The organism is Glycomyces tritici (assembly GCF_030403505.1).
Window position 1 is genome coordinate 978,879 of sequence record NZ_JAUEMJ010000001.1, and the last position, 17,635, is coordinate 996,513.

The 17,635-nt window shown below is 71.5% G+C and carries 17 protein-coding genes; 7 read left to right on the forward strand and 10 right to left on the reverse strand.

From position 1 onward, the window contains the following. Window positions 1-22 precede the first annotated feature (22 nt). On the forward strand, window positions 23-631 hold the full coding sequence (locus QWI33_RS04480) for a nucleotidyltransferase family protein (protein WP_289955319.1): 609 nt from the start codon (window positions 23-25) through the stop codon (window positions 629-631). 58 nt (window positions 632-689) lie between these two features. On the opposite strand, the gene ndk is transcribed toward QWI33_RS04480, so the two are convergent. Further along, window positions 690-1,139 carry a nucleoside-diphosphate kinase gene (gene ndk / locus QWI33_RS04485; RefSeq protein WP_353895354.1) on the reverse strand — a complete coding sequence of 150 codons (450 nt, stop codon included), beginning with the start codon at window positions 1,137-1,139 and terminating at the stop codon, window positions 690-692. An 85-nt stretch (window positions 1,140-1,224) separates the two neighbouring features. Here ndk and QWI33_RS04490 point away from each other — a divergent pair, with 85 nt between their 5' ends. Together QWI33_RS04490 and QWI33_RS04495 are read left to right on the forward strand one after the other, a co-directional pair. Then, a complete protein-coding gene (locus QWI33_RS04490; protein ID WP_289955321.1) occupies window positions 1,225-2,817 on the forward strand; it encodes a VOC family protein in 1,593 nt (530 codons plus the stop codon). 102 nt (window positions 2,818-2,919) lie between these two features. Then, complete coding sequence (locus QWI33_RS04495) at window positions 2,920-3,942, forward strand: SCO2521 family protein (protein WP_289955323.1); 1,023 nt, start codon at window positions 2,920-2,922, stop codon at window positions 3,940-3,942. 12 nt (window positions 3,943-3,954) lie between these two features. On the opposite strand, the gene QWI33_RS04500 is transcribed toward QWI33_RS04495, so the two are convergent. From QWI33_RS04500 to QWI33_RS04510, 3 genes are read right to left on the reverse strand one after another with little or no spacing between them, the layout of a single operon-like run. Continuing rightward, entirely contained in the window at window positions 3,955-4,950 is a 996-nt protein-coding gene (locus QWI33_RS04500) for an SCO2522 family protein (protein ID WP_289955325.1), read from the reverse strand. Between the two features lie 8 nt (window positions 4,951-4,958). After that, the gene (locus QWI33_RS04505; RefSeq protein WP_289955327.1) at window positions 4,959-5,903 is read right to left on the reverse strand and encodes an SCO2523 family variant P-loop protein; all 945 of its coding nucleotides are present in this window, start codon (window positions 5,901-5,903) and stop codon (window positions 4,959-4,961) included. A gap of 2 nt (window positions 5,904-5,905) precedes the next feature. Beyond that, window positions 5,906-7,771: an SCO2524 family protein gene (locus QWI33_RS04510; protein WP_289955329.1), complete on the reverse strand. Its 1,866-nt coding sequence runs from the start codon at window positions 7,769-7,771 to the stop codon at window positions 5,906-5,908. A gap of 206 nt (window positions 7,772-7,977) precedes the next feature. Between QWI33_RS04510 and QWI33_RS04515 the strand changes: the two genes are divergently transcribed. Together QWI33_RS04515 and QWI33_RS04520 are read left to right on the forward strand one after the other, a co-directional pair. Further along, window positions 7,978-8,178, forward strand: a complete 201-nt coding sequence (locus QWI33_RS04515) for a hypothetical protein (RefSeq protein ID WP_289955330.1) — start codon at window positions 7,978-7,980, stop codon at window positions 8,176-8,178. Window positions 8,179-8,241: 63 nt separating this feature from the next. Beyond that, on the forward strand, window positions 8,242-8,490 hold the full coding sequence (locus QWI33_RS04520) for a hypothetical protein (protein WP_289955333.1): 249 nt from the start codon (window positions 8,242-8,244) through the stop codon (window positions 8,488-8,490). A gap of 6 nt (window positions 8,491-8,496) precedes the next feature. On the opposite strand, the gene QWI33_RS04525 is transcribed toward QWI33_RS04520, so the two are convergent. The 6 genes from QWI33_RS04525 to QWI33_RS04550 are packed head-to-tail and all read right to left on the reverse strand — an operon-like array spanning window position 8,497 to window position 15,594. Next, entirely contained in the window at window positions 8,497-8,988 is a 492-nt protein-coding gene (locus QWI33_RS04525) for a GNAT family N-acetyltransferase (protein ID WP_289955335.1), read from the reverse strand. A gap of 26 nt (window positions 8,989-9,014) precedes the next feature. Beyond that, window positions 9,015-9,428, reverse strand: a complete 414-nt coding sequence (locus tag QWI33_RS04530) for a DUF4233 domain-containing protein (RefSeq protein ID WP_289955337.1) — start codon at window positions 9,426-9,428, stop codon at window positions 9,015-9,017. Then, window positions 9,421-10,800, reverse strand: a complete 1,380-nt coding sequence (locus tag QWI33_RS04535; RefSeq protein ID WP_353895355.1) for a bifunctional folylpolyglutamate synthase/dihydrofolate synthase — start codon at window positions 10,798-10,800, stop codon at window positions 9,421-9,423. The genes QWI33_RS04530 and QWI33_RS04535 overlap by 8 nt, the downstream gene beginning before the upstream one ends. 52 nt (window positions 10,801-10,852) lie before the next feature. Next, on the reverse strand, window positions 10,853-13,471 hold the full coding sequence (locus QWI33_RS04540) for a valine--tRNA ligase (protein WP_289955341.1): 2,619 nt from the start codon (window positions 13,469-13,471) through the stop codon (window positions 10,853-10,855). A 42-nt stretch (window positions 13,472-13,513) separates the two neighbouring features. Continuing rightward, the gene (meaB, locus tag QWI33_RS04545) at window positions 13,514-14,434 is read right to left on the reverse strand and encodes a methylmalonyl Co-A mutase-associated GTPase MeaB (RefSeq protein WP_289955343.1); all 921 of its coding nucleotides are present in this window, start codon (window positions 14,432-14,434) and stop codon (window positions 13,514-13,516) included. Beyond that, on the reverse strand, window positions 14,434-15,594 hold the full coding sequence (locus tag QWI33_RS04550) for an acetyl-CoA C-acyltransferase (RefSeq protein WP_289955346.1): 1,161 nt from the start codon (window positions 15,592-15,594) through the stop codon (window positions 14,434-14,436). Before QWI33_RS04550 ends, meaB begins: the two co-directional genes overlap by 1 nt. Before the next feature lie 32 nt (window positions 15,595-15,626). Between QWI33_RS04550 and mce the strand changes: the two genes are divergently transcribed. Further along, window positions 15,627-16,055, forward strand: a complete 429-nt coding sequence (gene mce / locus QWI33_RS04555; protein ID WP_289955347.1) for a methylmalonyl-CoA epimerase — start codon at window positions 15,627-15,629, stop codon at window positions 16,053-16,055. 228 nt (window positions 16,056-16,283) lie between these two features. Beyond that, window positions 16,284-17,483, forward strand: coding sequence for a cell division protein DivIVA (locus QWI33_RS04560; protein ID WP_353895356.1), 1,200 nt, complete (start codon window positions 16,284-16,286; stop codon window positions 17,481-17,483). Window positions 17,484-17,635 lie beyond the last annotated feature (152 nt).

Genomic DNA, 17,635 nt, shown 5'->3' on the forward strand with positions numbered 1-17,635 from the left:
GGGCCGTGAAAGGGGGGAACACATGAAGAACACCGCGGGCCTCGTGCTCGCCGCGGGCGCCGGACGGCGCTTCGGCGGACCGAAGGCCCTGGCCGAGTTCGACGGCCGCAGCCTGCTCGACCGGGCCGTCGCCACGTTGCACGCCGGCGGGTGCCGCCAGGTGCTCGCCGTGCTCGGCGCGGGCGCCGAGCAGGCGCTCGCCGCCGCCACCGAGGCGTTCACGCCCGTCATGAACCGGCGCTGGGGGCAGGGGCTCTCGACCTCGCTCAAGGCCGGACTCGCGGCCGTCCCGGAGCGCTACAACGGGGTCGTCGTGACCCTCGTCGACCAGCCGCGGATCGTCCCCGAGGCGGTCAGGCGCGTCATCGACGCCGCCGAGGAGGGCGCGGCGATCGCCGTCGCCGTCTACGCGGGCCGGCGCGGCCACCCGATGTACTTCGCGCGCGAGCACCTGGACGCGATCGCCGCCGGCGCCGTGGGCGACCGGGGCGCGCGGGACTTCCTGGCCGCGAACCCGCACCTGGTGCGGGAGGTCGCGTGCCCGGGCGACCCGCTCGACGTCGACACGCAGGCCGACCTGGAGGCGCTGACGCGGCCCACCGCCGGCGGGCCGCACCTCATACCGAGTTAGACGGCCCGCATGAGCTCCGTGCCGCTGCCAGCGTCGTCAGTGGTGCGGTCACCAGTGCTCAAGCGGCGAACCAGAGGTCGATCTCGCGCTTCGCGGACTCCTCCGAGTCCGAGGCGTGGATGAGGTTCTGCTGGTTCGACACCGAGAAGTCGCCGCGGATCGTGCCCGGCTCGGCCTTGCGGCCGTCGGTCGCACCGGCCAGCTTGCGCACCACCGGGATCGCCTCGTCACCGGAGACCACCAGGCTCACCAGGGGTCCGGAGGTCATGAACGTCTTCAACCCGTCGTAGTACTCGCGGCCCACGTGCTCGGCGTAGTGCGCGTCCGAGAGCGCCGCGTCCATCGTCCGCAGCCGCAGCTGCTCGACGCGCAGCCCCTTGCGCTCCAAGCGGGACAGGACCTCGCCGATGAGCCCGCGCCGGACCGCGTCGGGTTTGATCAGGACGAGCGTGCGCTGTTCGGCCACGGGAGGACTCCTCGAAAGTGTCAGTCGGATTCTGGCTGCCATCGTAAGGGATGTTGTGTCCGTTGCCTCACCCACGTACGATTCACGTTGCAACCCGGTTCTCCCAGTTGTGGATGAGGTGTCCCCGATGGCACGTGGCAGCCAACCACCAAGGCCGGCCCCCCGGCCTTCCAAGGCGCCCAGCAGGGGCGGCGCGAAAGGCGGGGCCGCGCGCGGAGGCGCGAAAGGCGGCGCGAAGGGCGGTGCCCCGAAGAAGGCGCAGCCCGGCGTCCGCAAGGCCGCGCCCGGCAAGCCGATGCCCCGCACCGCACGCCAGCCGATGGGCCGGGGCGCGACCGCCGAGCAGCTGCGCCAGCAGCGGCTCATGCTCGACCAGCAGCGCCGCTCGCGCGAGGCCCGCTGGTGGGCGATCAACCAGCACGCCCTCAAAGACCTGCACTCTCGGCAGCACCATGCGGCGGGCGGCGAGGCGATCGGCACGACCCTCAACGGCGACAGGCGGATGCGGTGGCGCACCTCCCACGCGGTCGGCGCCATCACTTTACTGATCCTCTCCTTCTTCCTCGCTTCCATGGCGGTCGGCGCGCAGAGCGTCGGCATCGCCATCACCGCGTTCGCCTGCTTCGCCGGGTGCATCGCGTTCGTCACCGTCGAGCATTCGGCGCGCCGCTTCCCGCAGCCGGTCCCGGCCCCGCCACTCATCGGGCAGCACCGGCTCGAGGACCTCATCGTGGAGGACGACCCGCCGCGCCCTGCCGCGGTGAAGGAACCGGCCGCGAGCTCGCTCGACGACCTGTTCGAGCCTCCCGCGCGCCCTGAGACGAACCCTGCGCCGGCCAAGGCGGCGGCGGACCCCGCCCCGGTGTACACCACCGCGCCCGCGGTCGTGATCGTCGAACCCGTTGCGGCCGAACCGGAAGGCGCCGCCGTCGTGCCCCCGCCGGGGCGGACGCTGATCACCGAGCCGATCGACGCCGAACTCATCGACGACGAAGACGACGAGCCCGCACCGCCGGCGCCCGTCGCCGAGTCCGCGCCGCTGCCGAACGACCCGCCGCCGAACGACCCGCCGCCGAACCACGCCCCGACCGGGGCGTTCACGCTCCCGACCGACCAGGTCGGCGGCGACGCGCCGGGATCGCACGGCAGCGCGACGGCAACGGCCGCGCCGGTCCCGCCTCCCGCGACGCCGCCGCCCGCGGACCCGCCTCCGCCGAAAGGACCGATCGCCGAAGCGGTGACGAAGCTCAAGGCGCCGTCGCCGCCCCGGCAGCGGACCTCCGCCGAAGGCAGCAGCCTCGCCGACGACCTGGCCGAACTGCTCCTCTCGGAGCAGCGGCTCGGCGGCACCGACGTCACCGACGTGGCCGCCACACTCGTCGTCGCCGACCTGCAGCGCTCAGTCGAGTTCTACACCGACGCGCTGGGACTCCACATCGCCGACCGCACCGACGAGGCCGCGATCCTCGACGCCGGGTTCGGCAAGATCCTCCTGTGGGAGCGGCCGGACGCGCCGCCCGGCGAGACCGGCGTCATGCACCTGACGTTCGAGGTCGGCGACATCGACGCCACCTTCGCGGAGATGAACCAGGCCGGCGTCGAGTTCCTGCACCTGCCGCGCACCGCACTGCTCGGCCAGAACTACGAGATGCGGGCCGCGGCCTTCCGCGACCCCGACGGCCACGGCCTGGCCATCACCGAGCACCGGGAGCGCGACTAGGGACCGTCCGGTGCATCCGGGTGAGGCGACAGCGCCCGTCCGGGTCCACCGGACAGGCCCTGGGCGCTGCCTTCCCGCCCAAGCGAACAGGAGCGAGCGCCCATGCTCATCGTCGGCGAGATCCACACCGCGCTGCTGCCGCACTCGCGCCCCCTCACCCCCGAGGAGGCCCGCGCGGCGCTCTCGCTCGCCGTCGGCGAGACCGTCGTCCAATGGGCGCGGCCGGTCCCGCACACGGCCTCGCCCGCGCTCCTGCACGGCGTCGACTGTCGGCTCCCGCTGGGCCCCAAGCCCGACAGCCACCACACCGACGAGGACGACCGCAACGGGTCCCTGCGGGCCGTCGGCTCCGTCGCCTCACGCGCGGTCCTCACCGGCGGGCAGCTCCTCCAGGGCTCAGCCTGGGCGGCGGTCACCCCCTCGCAGCACCCGCGGCGCATGCCGTGGTCGTACTACCTCGCCAAGCCCGGCACCCTCGAGACCATCGGCAGGTTCGACGCGCCCCGCCTCGCCGAGGGCTACCTCGTGGCCGAGAACCGCCCCGACCGCGCGAAACTCCTCGACACCGCCGCGGTCGCCCGCCATTCGATCCACGACGTCCTCGCCCGGCCCATGTTCGACCAGCGCCCGCCCATCAAGACCGGCTCCACGAGGCTGCGCTGGGCCGCGATCACCGACCCCGGCCAGCCCGCCGCGGTCGCGTTCCGCCTGGCGGGCAACAACAGGCGACGCCTGCGCATGGTCACCGGGCCCGTCGACCCCGAGCAGGTGGCGGCCGCCGCCGAGGACCTCGCCGTCCACGACTGGCTGCTCACCGCCGTCGCCGCGCGGGTCGCGCTCGCGAAGATCGGCGAGGACTCGCGGCACACGCTGCGCACGCTCCGGCCGGTCGTGGACCACCTGCTGCACCTGTGGTCGGCCGGCGCCCGCACCTCCACGGACCTCGAGTTCATGTGGGACGCACTGGAGCGGCGTCCCGGCCTGACCCGGCAGTGGACGACGATGACCGAGCGGGTGCGGTCCCAGATCGACTACGGCGCAGCCGATCTGGCCGCGCAGATCCTCGACCTGATGGAGCACCGCCAGCGCCAGTCCGGCGGCCCGGGCGGCGTGTTCCACCGCTAGCTGGGGCCTGTCCTAGAGCGGGCCCTGGAAGATGTAGCTGAGCCGGTCGACGAGCTCGTCGGGGAGGACCAGGCCCTCCCGTTCGGCGGACTTGCGGATGATCTCGACCGCGCTCGCCTCGGGCCGCACGGACCCGCAGATGACCCGCACCGCGTGCTCGACCTCCAGGTAGTTGACCGAGAGGATCGAGACGGTGCGGTAGGCGGGGAACGGGAACGCCGCGGGCTCCAGCTGCAGGATCGGCGGCATCGCCTCCCACGTCTCGGGGAAGCGGGCCCGCGCGGGGCGGTCGGGGTCGTGGCCGTGCTCGTCCGGTACGACTTCGGCGACGGCCTCGGGCACGCCGATGCGGCGCCCCTGGTTGCGCAGCACGCCGAGTCGCAGGAGCTGCCAGACGGCGGCGAGCATCGGGCAGGACCAGCGCCGGCCCTGCTCGGTGTCGCTCCACAGCTCGACGTCGAGGAACACGGAGTGGTCGCGTTTGGCGTTCTGGCTGGGCGGGCGCCACTGGTCGGGCACGCCCATCGCGATGCCCTTGGGCTTGGGGCTGGGCACGCCGTTGCAGAGCCAGCCGGAGCGGGCGACCGCGGGGCGGGAGCCGTTGGCGCCCGGCGGCGGCTCGAACACGATCCGGTCGGCCACGAGCCCGGCGAGGTTGAGCGGACCCATGTGGGCGCAGGCGGATTCGCGGGCGAGGTAGTCGATGCGCAGGCCGGCGTCGGCGGCGGCCTCGCCGATGACGCCGATGAGCTCCTCGGGCGGGGGCATGCCCTGCTGGCTGTAGTCGTCCACGAGGTAGCAGGTGCTCACGCGCGGGCGGCGGCCGCCGAGTCGCTTGGAGAGGGCTTCGGTGGTGCCGTGGACCCAGGCCGCCGCGGAGGCCATCTCGGCTTTGAGGGTGTCGGGCCGGGCCAGGTCGTCGGCGTAGAGGTGGCCGACCTCGATCGACAGGTGGGACATGCCGAAGCGCTCGGTCCGCTGCTTCGCGCTGGTCTCTTCGTAGCTCATGGGTCCACTCAATCGATGCCGCGGGCGATGGCCTCGAGGCCGGGCACGAACAGCTCCTCGGCGGAGCGCACGGCCAGCTCGGCGAAGGCCTTGACGGTCTCCTGGTTGGCGATGTCGAGCGTGACGGTGTCGGCGTCGGTGATGATCTGCTCGCGCCACTGCAGGACCGGGTCGAGCGGGACCGACCCGAGGAGGTTCATGCGGCCGAGTTTGAGGCGGGCGGCCATCTGGTGGAGGTCGGCGTCGATCTTGCGCAGCCATCGCACCTGGGTGGGTTTGAGGCCGGAGAGGTCGGCGCCGTCGGGGTCGACGACGGCGGTGCGCACGTAGCGGATGGAGGCGAGGAGCTTGCGCTGGTAGTCCTCGCCGAGGGCCTTGCTGGTCTCGACGAGGCCGCGTTCGCCGTAGACGAGGGAGTGGGCGGCGATGACGTGCTGCTTGGTCCAGCGGTGGTAGACGATCCAGCGCCAGGGGAGGTTGGCGAGCTCGGGGCGGGCGGTGGCGGCCATGACCATCTCGGTGGCGTGGGAGCGGCCCGCGGAGAGGTCGACGATGACGAGGTCGAATTCGCGCGAGAGCTCCTGGAGGAGCTTCACGCAGCGGTCCACTGTGGTGTCGTCGCCGGGGAACTCGGAGCCGTCGGCGTCGCCGGGGCAGAGCACGAGTTCGCCCGCGCCGTCGGGCCTGGCCTGGAGTTCGGCCCGGTCGGTCGCCGACCACACGGAGTGGCGCTCGGGTTCGGAGGCGAGGTCCTGGAGGTACTCGTGGATGCCGTTGCCGTAGGTGCCGTGGTCGAGGTCGTCGATGGCGAAGATCGCGCCGGCCGTGGGCGAGCCGAAGTCGAAGTCCACATAGCACACGTTGGCGCCTTGGAGGGCGCGCCGGTAGGCCAGGTTGCACGAGGACACGGAGCGTCCCGTGCCGCCCTTGTCGGAGGTCGCGAACAGCAGCATCGTCACACTCCGGTCTCGGCGTCGCGCCCGGCGGCGATGAGCCGGTCGAGGTCGATGAGCGCCTTGACGCCGAGGGAGAACGCGGTGCCGGGGCGCTCGTCGACGACGTCCTTGGCGTGGCTGATCGTCAGCCCCACCGAGCGGATCTCCTGCGCCAGTGCGGGTCCGGCGTGGCCGGAGCCGCGCAGGAGCTCCTGGTCGTAGACGTGCTCGGCCTCGACGAGCAGTTCGTGCGCCAGGTCCTCCAGGCTGCGGGAGCGGGCCGGTTCGGAGGTCGCGAACTGGGCGGCGAGCACCATGGCCTCGACCACGCGGATGGTGAAGTGCCAGGAGGGGTCCTCGAACCAGTTGCCGAGTTCGCCGTAGACCTGCTTGGGCTGGTCCCACAGGCGCGCGGCCGCGCCTTCGCGGATGCGCCTGCGCTCCAGGTGGTCCCAGACGAGGTCGGCCACTTCGAGCAGTTCGGCGCGGGCCTCGATCGTGACGAGCAGGCCCGCGGCGTGGTAGAGGCGCTTGAGCAGCAGCGGCGCGAAGTCGACCATGTTCCAGACCATGGGCGGGCCGTCGAGCTTCTCGATGCCGGTCAGCAGGGACTTCACGCCGGGGAAGTGGATCTGGACGGCCTGGTCCCCGGCGAGGGCGCGGCGGGTGATGCGGCCGCGGTTGGCGAGTTCGATGAGGACGTCGCCGAGGCGGATGAGGTCGTCGTCGCCGCCGCGGGAGGCGCCGAACGTGTCGGTGGCGACGGCGCAGACCAGGAGCGAGTAGTAGTCGTACTCCAGGCCGTCGGTGGTGCGCCAGGGGACGTCCTCGAGCGGCCACTTCGAGCCGCCGCCGAAGGAGGCCACCATGGCCCAGTAGGCGCGGGTGACGTCCATGCGCACCTGGAGGTTCTGGGCGAGGCGCTGCTCCTCCTCGGTGAGGAGGTTGCGGCGCATGACCCTGGGCGAGAACAGGGTCGCGATCGCTTCGAGGGCGACCACGGTGAAGTACTGGTACGGGGCGTCCAAGGCGCGGCCGGGGCGCTGCGTGGAGGTGTCGGAGACGTCCGGGATGTCCGGGGCCTTCTCCACGACCGACCAGGACCAGCCGATCTCGAAGAGCTTCGTGGGGGCCTCGACGCCGGCGGTGCCGCCCGAGCCGACGGTGATCGTGCGCAGGGTCGCGATGATCTCCTCGGAGGCCTCGCGGAAGCGGCGCACGATCTTGCGGTCGGGCTGGCCGTCCACGTTGATGAGGGCGATGAGCTGGCGGCCGAACTCGTCGTCGGCGTCGAAGGTGGCGACCGCGAAGGACCGCAGCAGCCCGGTGATCGCGCCGAGCAGGCGGCGGTGGATGGCCTGCTGGACGTGCTCGAGCTCCTTGATGAGGTCGGCGCGGCCCATCCGGTCGACCGTGGGCTGGAAGTCGGCGAGGAACGTCAAGGCCGTGAGGCACAGCGGGATCGCGAGCGCGAAGCCCTCGGTGACGTCGACGGCGCGCTGCTCTGGGCTGGCCTTCTGGGTGCGGTCGACCCGGTGCATGTTGGAGCCGCCGGAGTAGACGGGCACGCCCTCGTCGTCGACGTGCCGCTCCATGTAGTCCTTCACCAGCCGCATGATCCGGATCGGGATCTCGACGGCGTCGCCGAGCCCGGAGAGGGCGCCGAGCACCGCGTCACTGGTCGCGTCAGGGTCGGCGTAGCGCAGTTCCACGAGTTCCTGCGCGGGGTACAGCAGGCACAGGAGCTGCTGGGCGTCGCCCACGGCGTCGGACTGGTTGCGGCCGCCCCAGTGCCAGACCTTCCGCTTGCCGCCCTCCTCGGTAGCGCGCCAGCTGTAGGCCACCTGGGCCCGCCAGATGTCCAGGAGCTGTTGCCGAGGCTGCATCTTCACAGGGGATCACCGCCGAGCGCTCACAGGGCCGAATCGGACAGGTCCACTATCGCACGCCCATGTGACGCGAACCGCCTCGCAGAACGCGATGTGTCGCTTACCCGACAGACGGGAGGCGTCTTCGACAGGGCTTTCGAGCGTCCTATGAGTAGGGTCGGCAAACCGGGCGTACCGGTACCCTTCAGGCGCAAGGAGTCGAGATGGTCGAACTGATCCTCGCGGGCGTGATCATCGGCGCCGTCAGCGCCGCCGCCCTGGTCACGGGCATCCGCGACCACCACCGCCGCAAGGCGGCCCGGCTCGCGACCGAACGCGGCGGCGACCCGTCCGGCGAACCGATCCCCGGCGGCTGGGCCGCGGCCGACGAAGGGCGACAGGCCCTCCGCGGCGGCGGACGCTGAGCGGCGCCTGCGACTGGCGCGGCGCCGGTACCCTGAGCACCCCTCACCCGCGAAGGAGTTCGGATGCAAACTGCGATCTGCCTCGTCGTCGTCGCCGTCATCGTGGGGGTGTGCATCATCGCCTCGGCGTTCACCGCCTCGGCGTCCAAGACTCGGCGCAGCGGCGGCGGGTACTCGAGCTCGTCCGGCACCCCGTACTACGACTCGGGCCACAGCGGCGGTTCCGGCGCAGGCTCGAGCGACTGCGGCCCGAGCGGCGACTCCGGTGGCGGAGGCGGCGACTCGGGCGGCGGTGGAGGCGGCTGCGACTGAGCCCCCTCAGGCCTTGAGTTCAAAGACCTTGCAGGGCACCTCGAAGCCCGGGATCAGCGTTTCGCGCTCCAACGACATGCCGAGCTTCGCCGCCACGCGGATCGAAGCGGCGTTCTCGGCGTGGATGCACGAGACCACCCGGTCGAGCCCGAGCTCACCGAACGCGAACCCGGCCGCCGCGCGCGCCGCCTCGGGCGCATAGCCCCGGCCCCAGCGGTCGCGGCGCATCCGCCAGCCGAGCTCGGTGACCGGGAGGATCTCCGGCAGGAACGTCGGGGTCGCCAGCGCCGCCCAGCCCACCAGCGTGCCGGTGTCGACCTCGACGGCGGCGAAGACGCCCCAGCCGTACGCGTCCCAGTGCGCCGCCGCCTTCGCCGTGCGGGCCTCGGTCTCCGCCGGGGTGAGCGGGACACCGGCGCCGATGTAGCGCATGACCTCCGGATCGGCGTTCATGACCTGCATCGCCTCGGCGTCGTCGGCCGCTATCGGGCGCAGCACGAGCCGTTCGGTCCGCAATGCCGATGTCACCGCTTCGGGGGCCTCTCCAGCGCGATCTTCACGTACCAGCAGTAGGCCCACACGAGGCCGAACACGATCCCGGCCACGCCGAGCGCCCAGTGGATCGGCCAGCACGCGATCAGCGCGAGCTGCACCACCGCGCCCGCCTGCCAGACCCAGGGGCGCTTCGCCATGCCCGCCAAGACGATGCACACCACGGTGAGGACCAGGACCACGGTGACCGCGAGCGTCGCGTCGTCCAGGATCATCCGCATCGGCACGATCGCCAGCAGCAGCGCCAGCGCCTCGAAGCTCAGCGCCATCGCGGCGAGGCTGCGCGCGGCCCGGGCCGGGTCGCGCAGGCCCGAGCGGCCCTCGTCCGGCTCGCTCCAGGGCTCCTCGGCCTCTTCGGGCGTCACATGCTCGTCGTGCTCAGCCACGACGGCCGACCAGCAGCTGGCGGGCGTCCGCGACGGTGAACACCGAGCCGGTGATCAGGACGCCGCCGCCCGATTCGTAGATGTCGTCGGCCTCTTCGGCGAGCTCGACCGCGCGCGCGATCGCGTCGGCCATGTGCGGGAGCACGGTGACCCGCTCCTCGCCGAAGACCTCCTTGGCGATCTTCGCGAGCGTCGCCGCCGGCATCGCCCGGTCCGAAGAGGACTTCGTGATCACGATCTCGTCGAGCAGCGGCTCCAGGAGCTCGAGCATGTGGTCGGTCTCCTTGTCCCCCAGCATGCCCACGACCCCGACGAGCTTGCGGAAGTTGAACTCCTCCTCCACGGCCTTCACCATGGCCTCCATGCCCGCCGGGTTGTGCGCGGCGTCGAGGACCACCGTCGGCGCCGTCCGCACCACCTCGAGGCGGCCGGGCGAGGAGAACTCCGCGAACGCCTCGCCCACGACCTCGGCGTCGAGCGCCTTCGGCTCGCCCGCGCCCAGCAGCACTTCGACGGCGGCCAGCGCCAGCGCGGCGTTGTGGGCCTGGTACTCGCCGTGGAGCGGCAGGAACAGGTCCTGGTAGCGGGCGGCGCGGGTCTCGATCGTGATGAGCTGCCCGCCCACGGCCACTTCGCGGGCGGTGACCTCGAAGCCGCGGCCCTCGGGCACGAGCTTCGCGCCGACGGCGCCGGCGCGGCGCAGCAGCGGCTCCATCGCGGAGCGCTCCTGCGTCGAAGTGACGAGCGTGGAGCCCTCGTGGACGATCCCGGCCTTCATGGTCGCGATCTCGGCGAGGGTCTCGCCGAGCCACTTGGTGTGGTCGATCCCGATGGGGGTGATGACCGCGACCTCGGCGTTCAGGACGTTCGTCGAGTCGGTCTCGCCGCCGAGGCCCACTTCGACGACGCCGACGTCGATCGGCGTGTCCGCGAACGCGCCCATGGCGAGCGCCACCGTCATCTCGAAGTAGGTGAGCGGCTCGGAGGCCTCGCGGTCGACGAGTTCGGCGAGCGGCGCGATCTCGTAGTACTGGGCGGCGAGCTTGTCAGGGCTGATCGGCTCGCCGTCGATCGCGATGCGCTCGTTGACGCTGTTGAGGTGCGGCGAGGTGAACATGCCGGTGCGCAGGCCGTGCCCGCGCAGGAGCCGCTCGATCATGCGCGAGGTCGAGGTCTTGCCGTTGGTGCCGGTGATGTGGATCGACCGGAAGGACCGCTGCGGGTCGCCCATCATGTCGAGCAGCTGCTTGATGCGGTCGAGCGTGAAGTCCCAGCGGGAGAACCCGCGGGCTTCCAGGAGCGCTTCGACTTGCGCCAGTTCGGCGTTCAATGTGGTTGTCTCCCCCGGCTCATGGCGATGCTTGCGAGCCATATATGTGCACTGTGAAAGCCGCGGGCGCCCGGATGGGCGCCCGCGGCCCCGATTACGCCAGTCGTTCGAGCTGCGCCGTGATGCGCGCGATGTCGGCTTCGGCGGTCGCCTTGCGCGCCTTGATCTTGTCGACCACGGCGTCGGGCGCCTTCGACAGGAACGCCTCGTTGCCGAGCTTGCCCACGGTGCCCGCCAGCTCCTTCTCGGCGGCCTTCAACGCCTTGTCGAGACGGGCCCGCTCGGCGGCGACGTCGATCGTCCCCGACGTGTCGAGCGCGACCGTGACCTGGTCGGACACGGCGAGTTCAGCGGTCGGCTCGAACCCTTCGGGCTCGGCGTCGAGCTTCACGAACGAGCGGATGAGCCACTCCTGGTCGCCCAGTCCCGCCGCGTCCAGGCCGCTGATGCGCGCGGCCACCCGCTGGCTGGGCTTCACACCCTGGTCCGAGCGGAAGCGGCGCACCTCGACGACCACGTGCTGCATGGCCGCCACCAGCCGCTCGGCCTCCTCGTCCACATCGGACGGCGTCGGCCACGCGGCCACCGTGAGCGAGTCGCCCTGCTCTTCAGTGCCGGTGAGGGTCAGCCACAGCTCCTCCGTGACGAACGGGATCACCGGGTGCAGCAGGCGCAGCAGCTGGTCGAAGACGTGGCCGAGCACCCGCCGGGTGTCGTCGGCGGCCTGGCCGCCCGCACCGAGCACCGGCTTGGTGAGCTCGAGGTACACGTCGAACACGTCGTCCCACGCGAAGTGGTAGAGCACGTCCATGGCCTTCGCGAACTCGTACTGCTCCAAGTGGGCATCGACCTGGGCGATCGTGCCGGACAGGCGCGAGAGCACCCACCGGTCGATGAGCGAGAGGTCAGCGGGGAGCTCGCCCTCCACAGTGGCCCCGCTCATCAGCGCGAACCGGGTGCCGTTCCACAGCTTGTTGCAGAAGTTCCGGGCGACCTCGGCCAGCTCGATCGACGCGATGCCGTCGGCGCCCGGGTTGGCCTCGCGCGCCAGCATGAACCGCAGCGCGTCCGCCCCGAACCGGTCGACCACCTCGAGCGGGTCGATGCCGTTGCCCAGGGACTTCGACATCTTCACGCCGTTCTTGTCCCGGAGCAGGCCGTGCAGGACCACCTCGGAGAACGGCGCCTTGCCCATCGCGTAGGTCCCGAACATCATCATCCGGACCACCCAGAAGAAGATGATGTCCCAGCCGGTGATGAGCGCGGCCGTCGGATAGAACTTGTCGAGCGCCGGGGTCTCCTCCGGCCAGCCGAACGTCGAGAACGGCCACAGCCCCGAGGAGAACCACGTGTCGAGCACGTCGGGGTCCTGCGTGTACCCCTCCGGGGCGGTCTCGCCCGGGCCCACGCACACCTCTTCGCCATTGGGGCCGTACCAGATCGGGATGCGGTGGCCCCACCACAGCTGGCGCGAGATGCACCAGTCGAGCAGGTTGTCCACCCACGCGAAGTAGCGCTTCTCCATCTCCGGCGGGTAGATCTTCGTCTCGCCGCTGCGCACCGCGTCGCCCGCGAGCTTCGCGAGGCGCTCGACCTTCACGAACCACTGGAGCGACAGGCGCGGCTCCACCGTGGTGTCGCAGCGCTCGCAGTGGCCGACCGCGTGCACGTACGGGCGCTTCTCGGCCACGATGCGGCCCTCGGCGCGCAGCGCGGACGCGATCGCCGAACGCGCCTCGAACCGGTCGAGCCCCTGGAACGGGCCGTGCGCGGTGATGATGCCGCGCTCGTCCATGATGAGGATCGAGGCGAGGTCGTGGCGCTGGCCGATCGCGAAGTCGTTCGGGTCGTGCGCCGGGGTCACCTTGACCGCGCCGGTCCCGAACTCGGGGTCGACGTGCGTGTCGGCCACGATCGGGATGCGCCGGCCGGTGAAGGGCACCTCGACGGTGGTGCCGAGCAGGTGCTTGTAGCGCTCGTCGTCGGGGTGGACGGCCACGGCGGTGTCGCCGAGCATCGTCTCCAGACGGGTCGTGGCCACCACGATCGAGGCCTCGCCGTCGCCGTAGCGCATGGACACGAGCTCGCCCGCGTCGTCCTGGTGCTCCACTTCGGCGTCGGAGAGCGCGGTCATGCAGCGCGGGCACCAGTTGATGATGCGCTCGGCGCGGTAGATCATGCCGTCGTCGTACATGCGCTTGAACATCGTCTGCACGGCGCTGGAGAGGCCCTCGTCGAGCGTGAACCGCTCGCGGTCCCAGTCGACGCCGTCGCCGATCTTCTTCATCTGCGAGGAGATGCGCTCGTGGTAGGTGTCCTTCCACTCCCACGCCTTCGCCACGAAGGCGTCGCGGCCCAGGTCGTGGCGGGAGAGGCCCTCCTTGTCGGCGAGCTGGCGCTCCACCACGTTCTGGGTCGAGATCCCGGCGTGGTCGGTGCCCGGCAGGAACAGGGCCTCCTTGCCGCGCATGCGCTCGCGCCGCACCATCCAGTCGATGAGGGTGTGGTTGAGCGCATGCCCGAGGTGGAGCTGGCCGGTCACGTTCGGCGGCGGGATCACGATGGCGTAGGGCTCGCGGTCCGAGGCGTCGTCAGCCTTGAAGCGACCGTCGGCTACCCACTTCGCGTAGCGTCGCGCCTCTACGTCTACGGGCGCGTACGTCTTCGGGAGCTGGGTTTCCATGTCCGGTGTCTTCTTCGCTGCGTCTGTCACCAGTCAAGTGTAAGGAGCACGCATGCAGGCATGCGAAGCGGTTTACGCGGTGTCGCCCAGAACCCTTCCCACCGCCGTCGCCACGTCCGTCTCGCCGTTCGCGACCTGTTCGGCCAGCGCCTCAGGAACGGTGTAGCGGCGGCGGAGCTCGGCGTCGACGCGGGCGCGGATCTCGGCCTCGGCGCGGCGGCGGCGCTTGTCGGCGAGGTGGTCGCCCCCGGCGAGCCAGTCGCGGTGCTTGGTGATGGCCGCGACGAGGTCGTCGATGCCCTTGGCCTCGGAGGCCACGGTCGAGCAGATCGGCTGGCGCCACTCGCCTGGTTCGCGGCGGACGAGGCTCATGAGGGCCCGGAGGTCGCGCACCGTGCCGTCGGCGCCGGGCCGGTCGGCCTTGTTGACGACGTACACGTCCGCGATCTCCACGACCCCGGCCTTGACGGCCTGGATGCCGTCGCCCATGCCGGGTGCGAGGAGGAGGAGTGTGGTGTCGGCGAGGGCCGCGATCTCGACCTCGGCCTGGCCGACGCCGACGGTCTCGACGATGACGACGTCGAAGCCGACGCCTTCGAGGAGCCGCACGGCCGCGCCGGTGGTGGCCGCGAGGCCGCCGAGATGGCCGCGGGTGGCGACGGAGCGGATGTAGACGCCGGGGTCGAGGGCGTGGTCGGCCATGCGGACGCGGTCGCCGAGGATCGCGCCGCCGCTGAAGGGGCTCGAAGGGTCGACGGCGAGGACGCCCACGCGCAAGGAGGATTCGCGCCAGGCGGTGATGAGCGCCGAGACGAGGGTCGACTTGCCGACGCCGGGCGAGCCGGTGACGCCGATGATGAGCGCGTCGCCGCCGGTGGCGAGGCGCGCGACCTCGGGGGCGTCGGCCGTGCTGTTCTCGACGGCGGTGATGAGGCGGGCGGTGGCCCGGCGGTCTCCCGCACGGGCCGCCGCCACCAGGTCACTGACCTGCATCAGGCTCCCTTGAGGACGATCGCGTCGCCCTGGCCGCCGCCGCCGCACAGCCCTGCCGCTCCGAACTGGCCGGGGCCGAGCTGACGGGCGAGGGTCTGGGCGAGGCGCGCCCCGGAGGCCCCGATCGGGTGGCCGAGCGCGATGGCCCCGCCGTCGGGGTTCACGCGTTCGAGGTCGACGCCGAGCGTCTCGGCCGAGGCCAGGACCACGGCGGCGAAGGCCTCGTTCATCTCGACCACGTCGAGGTCGGCGGCCGCGACGCCGGCCATGGCGAGGGCTTTGGCGATCGCGTTGGCCGGCTGGTCGAGCAGCGAGTTGTCGGGCCCGGCCACGGTGGCGTACGCCAGGATCTCGGCCGTCCAGGTCCAGCCGTTCGCGACGGCGGTGGACTTCCTGGCGAGGACGAGCGCGGAGGCGCCGTCGGAGATCTGCGAGGCCGTGGCGGCGGTGATGGTGCCGTTCTCGGTGAACGCCGGTCGCAGGTGGCCCAGGCCGGCCGCGGTGGACTCGGGCCGGACGCCCTCGTCGGCGTCCACGAGCCCCTTGCGGGTCTCGACGGCGGTGATCTCCTCGGCGAGCCGCTCGGCGGCCTTGGCGGCGCGCTGGTGCGAGTACGCGGCGAAGGCGTCCTGGTCCTCGCGGGTGATCGAGCGGCCCTTGAGGTGGCGCTCGGTGGACTCGCCCATGGAGATGCCGTCGTAGGCGTCGGTGAGGCCGTCGTGCGCGAGGTGGTCCAGGAGCACGGTCTCGCCGTACTTGAAGCCGCGGCGCGAGCCCGGCAGCAGGTGCGGGGCGCGGCTCATCGACTCCATGCCCCCGGCGACGATGACGTCGGCGGCCCCGCCGCGCAGGAGCTGGTCGGCCAGGCCGACGGCGGTGAGCCCCGAGAGGCAGACCTTGTTGACCGACAGGGACGGGATGCTCATGGGCAGCCCGGCCGCGACGGCCGCCTGGCGGGCCGGGTTCTGTCCGCATCCGGCGGGCAGGACCTGCCCGAGGATGACCTGGTCGACGCGGCCGGGGTCGACCCCGGCGCGTTCGAGTGCGGCTCTGATCGCGGTCCCGGCCAGATCGGTGGCGGGGATGTCGCTGAGCGCGCCGTTGAAGCGCCCGATGGGTGTCCGGGCACTGGCGAGGATGACGGTGTTGTCGTCGTTCATGGAGACCTCCGTTGGTCGATACCCTCGATCGTATGACGTTCACTGAGGGAATCGGACTGCGGCGCATCGATCATGTCGGGATCGCGGTCCCGGACCTGGATGCGGCCCTGGAGTGGTATGCGGGCGCGCTCGGCGGGACCGAGGTGCACCGCGAGGTGAACGAGGCGCAGGGGGTGGTCGAGGCGATGGTCGCGTGGCCCGAGGGCGGCGCGCAGGTGCAGCTCCTCGCGCCGATCGGGGACGCCTCGCCGATCGCGAAGTTCATCGGGTCGAAGGGGCCGGGGCTGCAGCAGCTGGCGTTCACCGTCGAGGACGTCGAGACGGCGGCGGCCGCGCTGCGGGCGCGCGGGTGCCGGCTCCTCTACGACGAAGCCCGCCAAGGCACCGCGGGCTCCAAGATCAACTTCGTGCACCCGCGTGACGCCGGAGGCGTCCTGGTCGAACTGGTCGAACCCGCATAGGGCCCTTGCAGGTCCGCTGTCGGAGGGCGACGGTGAGGGCACGCGCACTGTCGGATAGACGACGTCGTTCGGGTGACACGCGAAGGACGCCGAAACTTCACCGCTGGCGACTTCCGTGTCGTTTCAAGGATTTCGACCGTTTTGCGGCTAGTGTTGCGGGTGGTTCGCCCTCCACAAACCCCTGACCTTGCTGTCGACATTCGCATTCGCGTCTGCAAGTATTGGTCCATGTCGCAGCAGCCCTCCAGCAGTACCTTTTTCGACAACGACCAATCGGTGCCGGAATTCCCCGTGCAGTTGCGGGGTTACGACCGACACCAGGTGGATGAGTTCATCCAGAAGAACCTCGGCAAGCTGAAGCAGACCGAGTCGCAGCGGACCGAGGCCGAGCAGCGGATGACCGACGCCCAGCGTCGTCTGCGCCAGGCCGAGCAGCGCATCCAGGGTCTCGAGCAGCGCCTCGCCGAGCAGCAGAAGCAGCTCGAGGAGAACACCCGCCCGACGCTCTCCGGGCTCGGCACCCGGGTCGAGCAGATCCTGCGGCTGGCCGAGGAGCAGGCGAACGAGCACCGCGCCGAGGCCAAGCGCGAGACCGAGGGCATCCTCTCGGCCGCCCGCCTCGAGTCCCGCGAGATCACCGACGCCGCCCGCGGCGAGGCCGGCTCCCTGAAGCAGAACGCCGAGCGCGAGGCCAACACCCTCCGCACGCAGGTGGAGCGCGAGGTCGCGGAGCTGCGGACCAACGCCCGCCGCGAGTGCGAGACCCTCCGCGCCGACGCCGAGCGCGAGACCAAGCAGCTGCGCACCGCCACCGGCCACGAAGTGGCCGAGCTCAAGGCTTCCGTCGAGCGCGAGGTCGCGACCCTCCGTGCCACGGCGGACCGCGAGATCACCCAGCTGCGCGCCAAGGCCGCCCGCGAGGCCGAGGAGAAGCGCGCCGAGGCCGCGAAGCTCTTCGCCGAGGCGAAGGAGAAGCGCGACAAGGACCTCCAGGCCCTCGACCTCGAGCTGGCCGAGCGCAAGGAGAAGGCCGAGCGCGAGGAGTCCGACCGCCACACCCGCGCGGTCGCCGAGACCCAGAAGCTCGTGTCCGACGCCGAGAACCGCGCCCGCGACGCCGAGGAGCGCGCCAAGGCCGCGGAGACCCGCGGCGAGGAGAAGCGCTCCGAGGCCGACAACTACGCGAGCGAGACCACCAGCAAGGCCAAGAAGGACGCGCAGAAGCTCGTCTCCGACGCGAAGTCCGAGGCCGAGCGGCTGCTCGCGGACGCCAAGTCGGACGCCGAACGCGTCACGACCGACGCCGAGACCAAGGTGGCCGAGCTCACCGCGAAGCGGGACCAGGTGCAGGAGACGCTGCGCAATCTCAGCGGTCTGGTCAGCGGCGCCCTTGGTGGCGCCCTTGGGCAGCAGGGCGACGACAAGTAGAAAAACAGGACGACAAGTAAACCTGGCGAATCCGCGTTACCGTCGAAGTCTGCGACCGTGAAGAATGATCGCAGGCGTAGGTCGACGGTGGAGGAACCACAGCTTCGGCCGCGTCCCGTCACATCCGGTCCCTTGCCGGGCGTGACGGGACG

Coding starts and splice junctions, on each gene's coding strand:
- QWI33_RS04480 (WP_289955319.1), top strand. CDS start 23: ATGAAGAACACCGCGGGCCTCGTGCTCGCCGCGGGCGCCGGACGGCGC.
- ndk (WP_353895354.1), bottom strand. CDS start 1,139: ATGGCAGCCAGAATCCGACTGACACTTTCGAGGAGTCCTCCCGTGGCC.
- QWI33_RS04490 (WP_289955321.1), top strand. CDS start 1,225: ATGGCACGTGGCAGCCAACCACCAAGGCCGGCCCCCCGGCCTTCCAAG.
- QWI33_RS04495 (WP_289955323.1), top strand. CDS start 2,920: ATGCTCATCGTCGGCGAGATCCACACCGCGCTGCTGCCGCACTCGCGC.
- QWI33_RS04500 (WP_289955325.1), bottom strand. CDS start 4,950: ATGAGCTACGAAGAGACCAGCGCGAAGCAGCGGACCGAGCGCTTCGGC.
- QWI33_RS04505 (WP_289955327.1), bottom strand. CDS start 5,903: ATGCTGCTGTTCGCGACCTCCGACAAGGGCGGCACGGGACGCTCCGTG.
- QWI33_RS04510 (WP_289955329.1), bottom strand. CDS start 7,771: ATGCAGCCTCGGCAACAGCTCCTGGACATCTGGCGGGCCCAGGTGGCC.
- QWI33_RS04515 (WP_289955330.1), top strand. CDS start 7,978: ATGGTCGAACTGATCCTCGCGGGCGTGATCATCGGCGCCGTCAGCGCC.
- QWI33_RS04520 (WP_289955333.1), top strand. CDS start 8,242: ATGCAAACTGCGATCTGCCTCGTCGTCGTCGCCGTCATCGTGGGGGTG.
- QWI33_RS04535 (WP_353895355.1), bottom strand. CDS start 10,800: ATGGCTCGCAAGCATCGCCATGAGCCGGGGGAGACAACCACATTGAAC.
- meaB (WP_289955343.1), bottom strand. CDS start 14,434: ATGCAGGTCAGTGACCTGGTGGCGGCGGCCCGTGCGGGAGACCGCCGG.
- QWI33_RS04550 (WP_289955346.1), bottom strand. CDS start 15,594: ATGAACGACGACAACACCGTCATCCTCGCCAGTGCCCGGACACCCATC.
- mce (WP_289955347.1), top strand. CDS start 15,627: ATGACGTTCACTGAGGGAATCGGACTGCGGCGCATCGATCATGTCGGG.
- QWI33_RS04560 (WP_353895356.1), top strand. CDS start 16,284: ATGTCGCAGCAGCCCTCCAGCAGTACCTTTTTCGACAACGACCAATCG.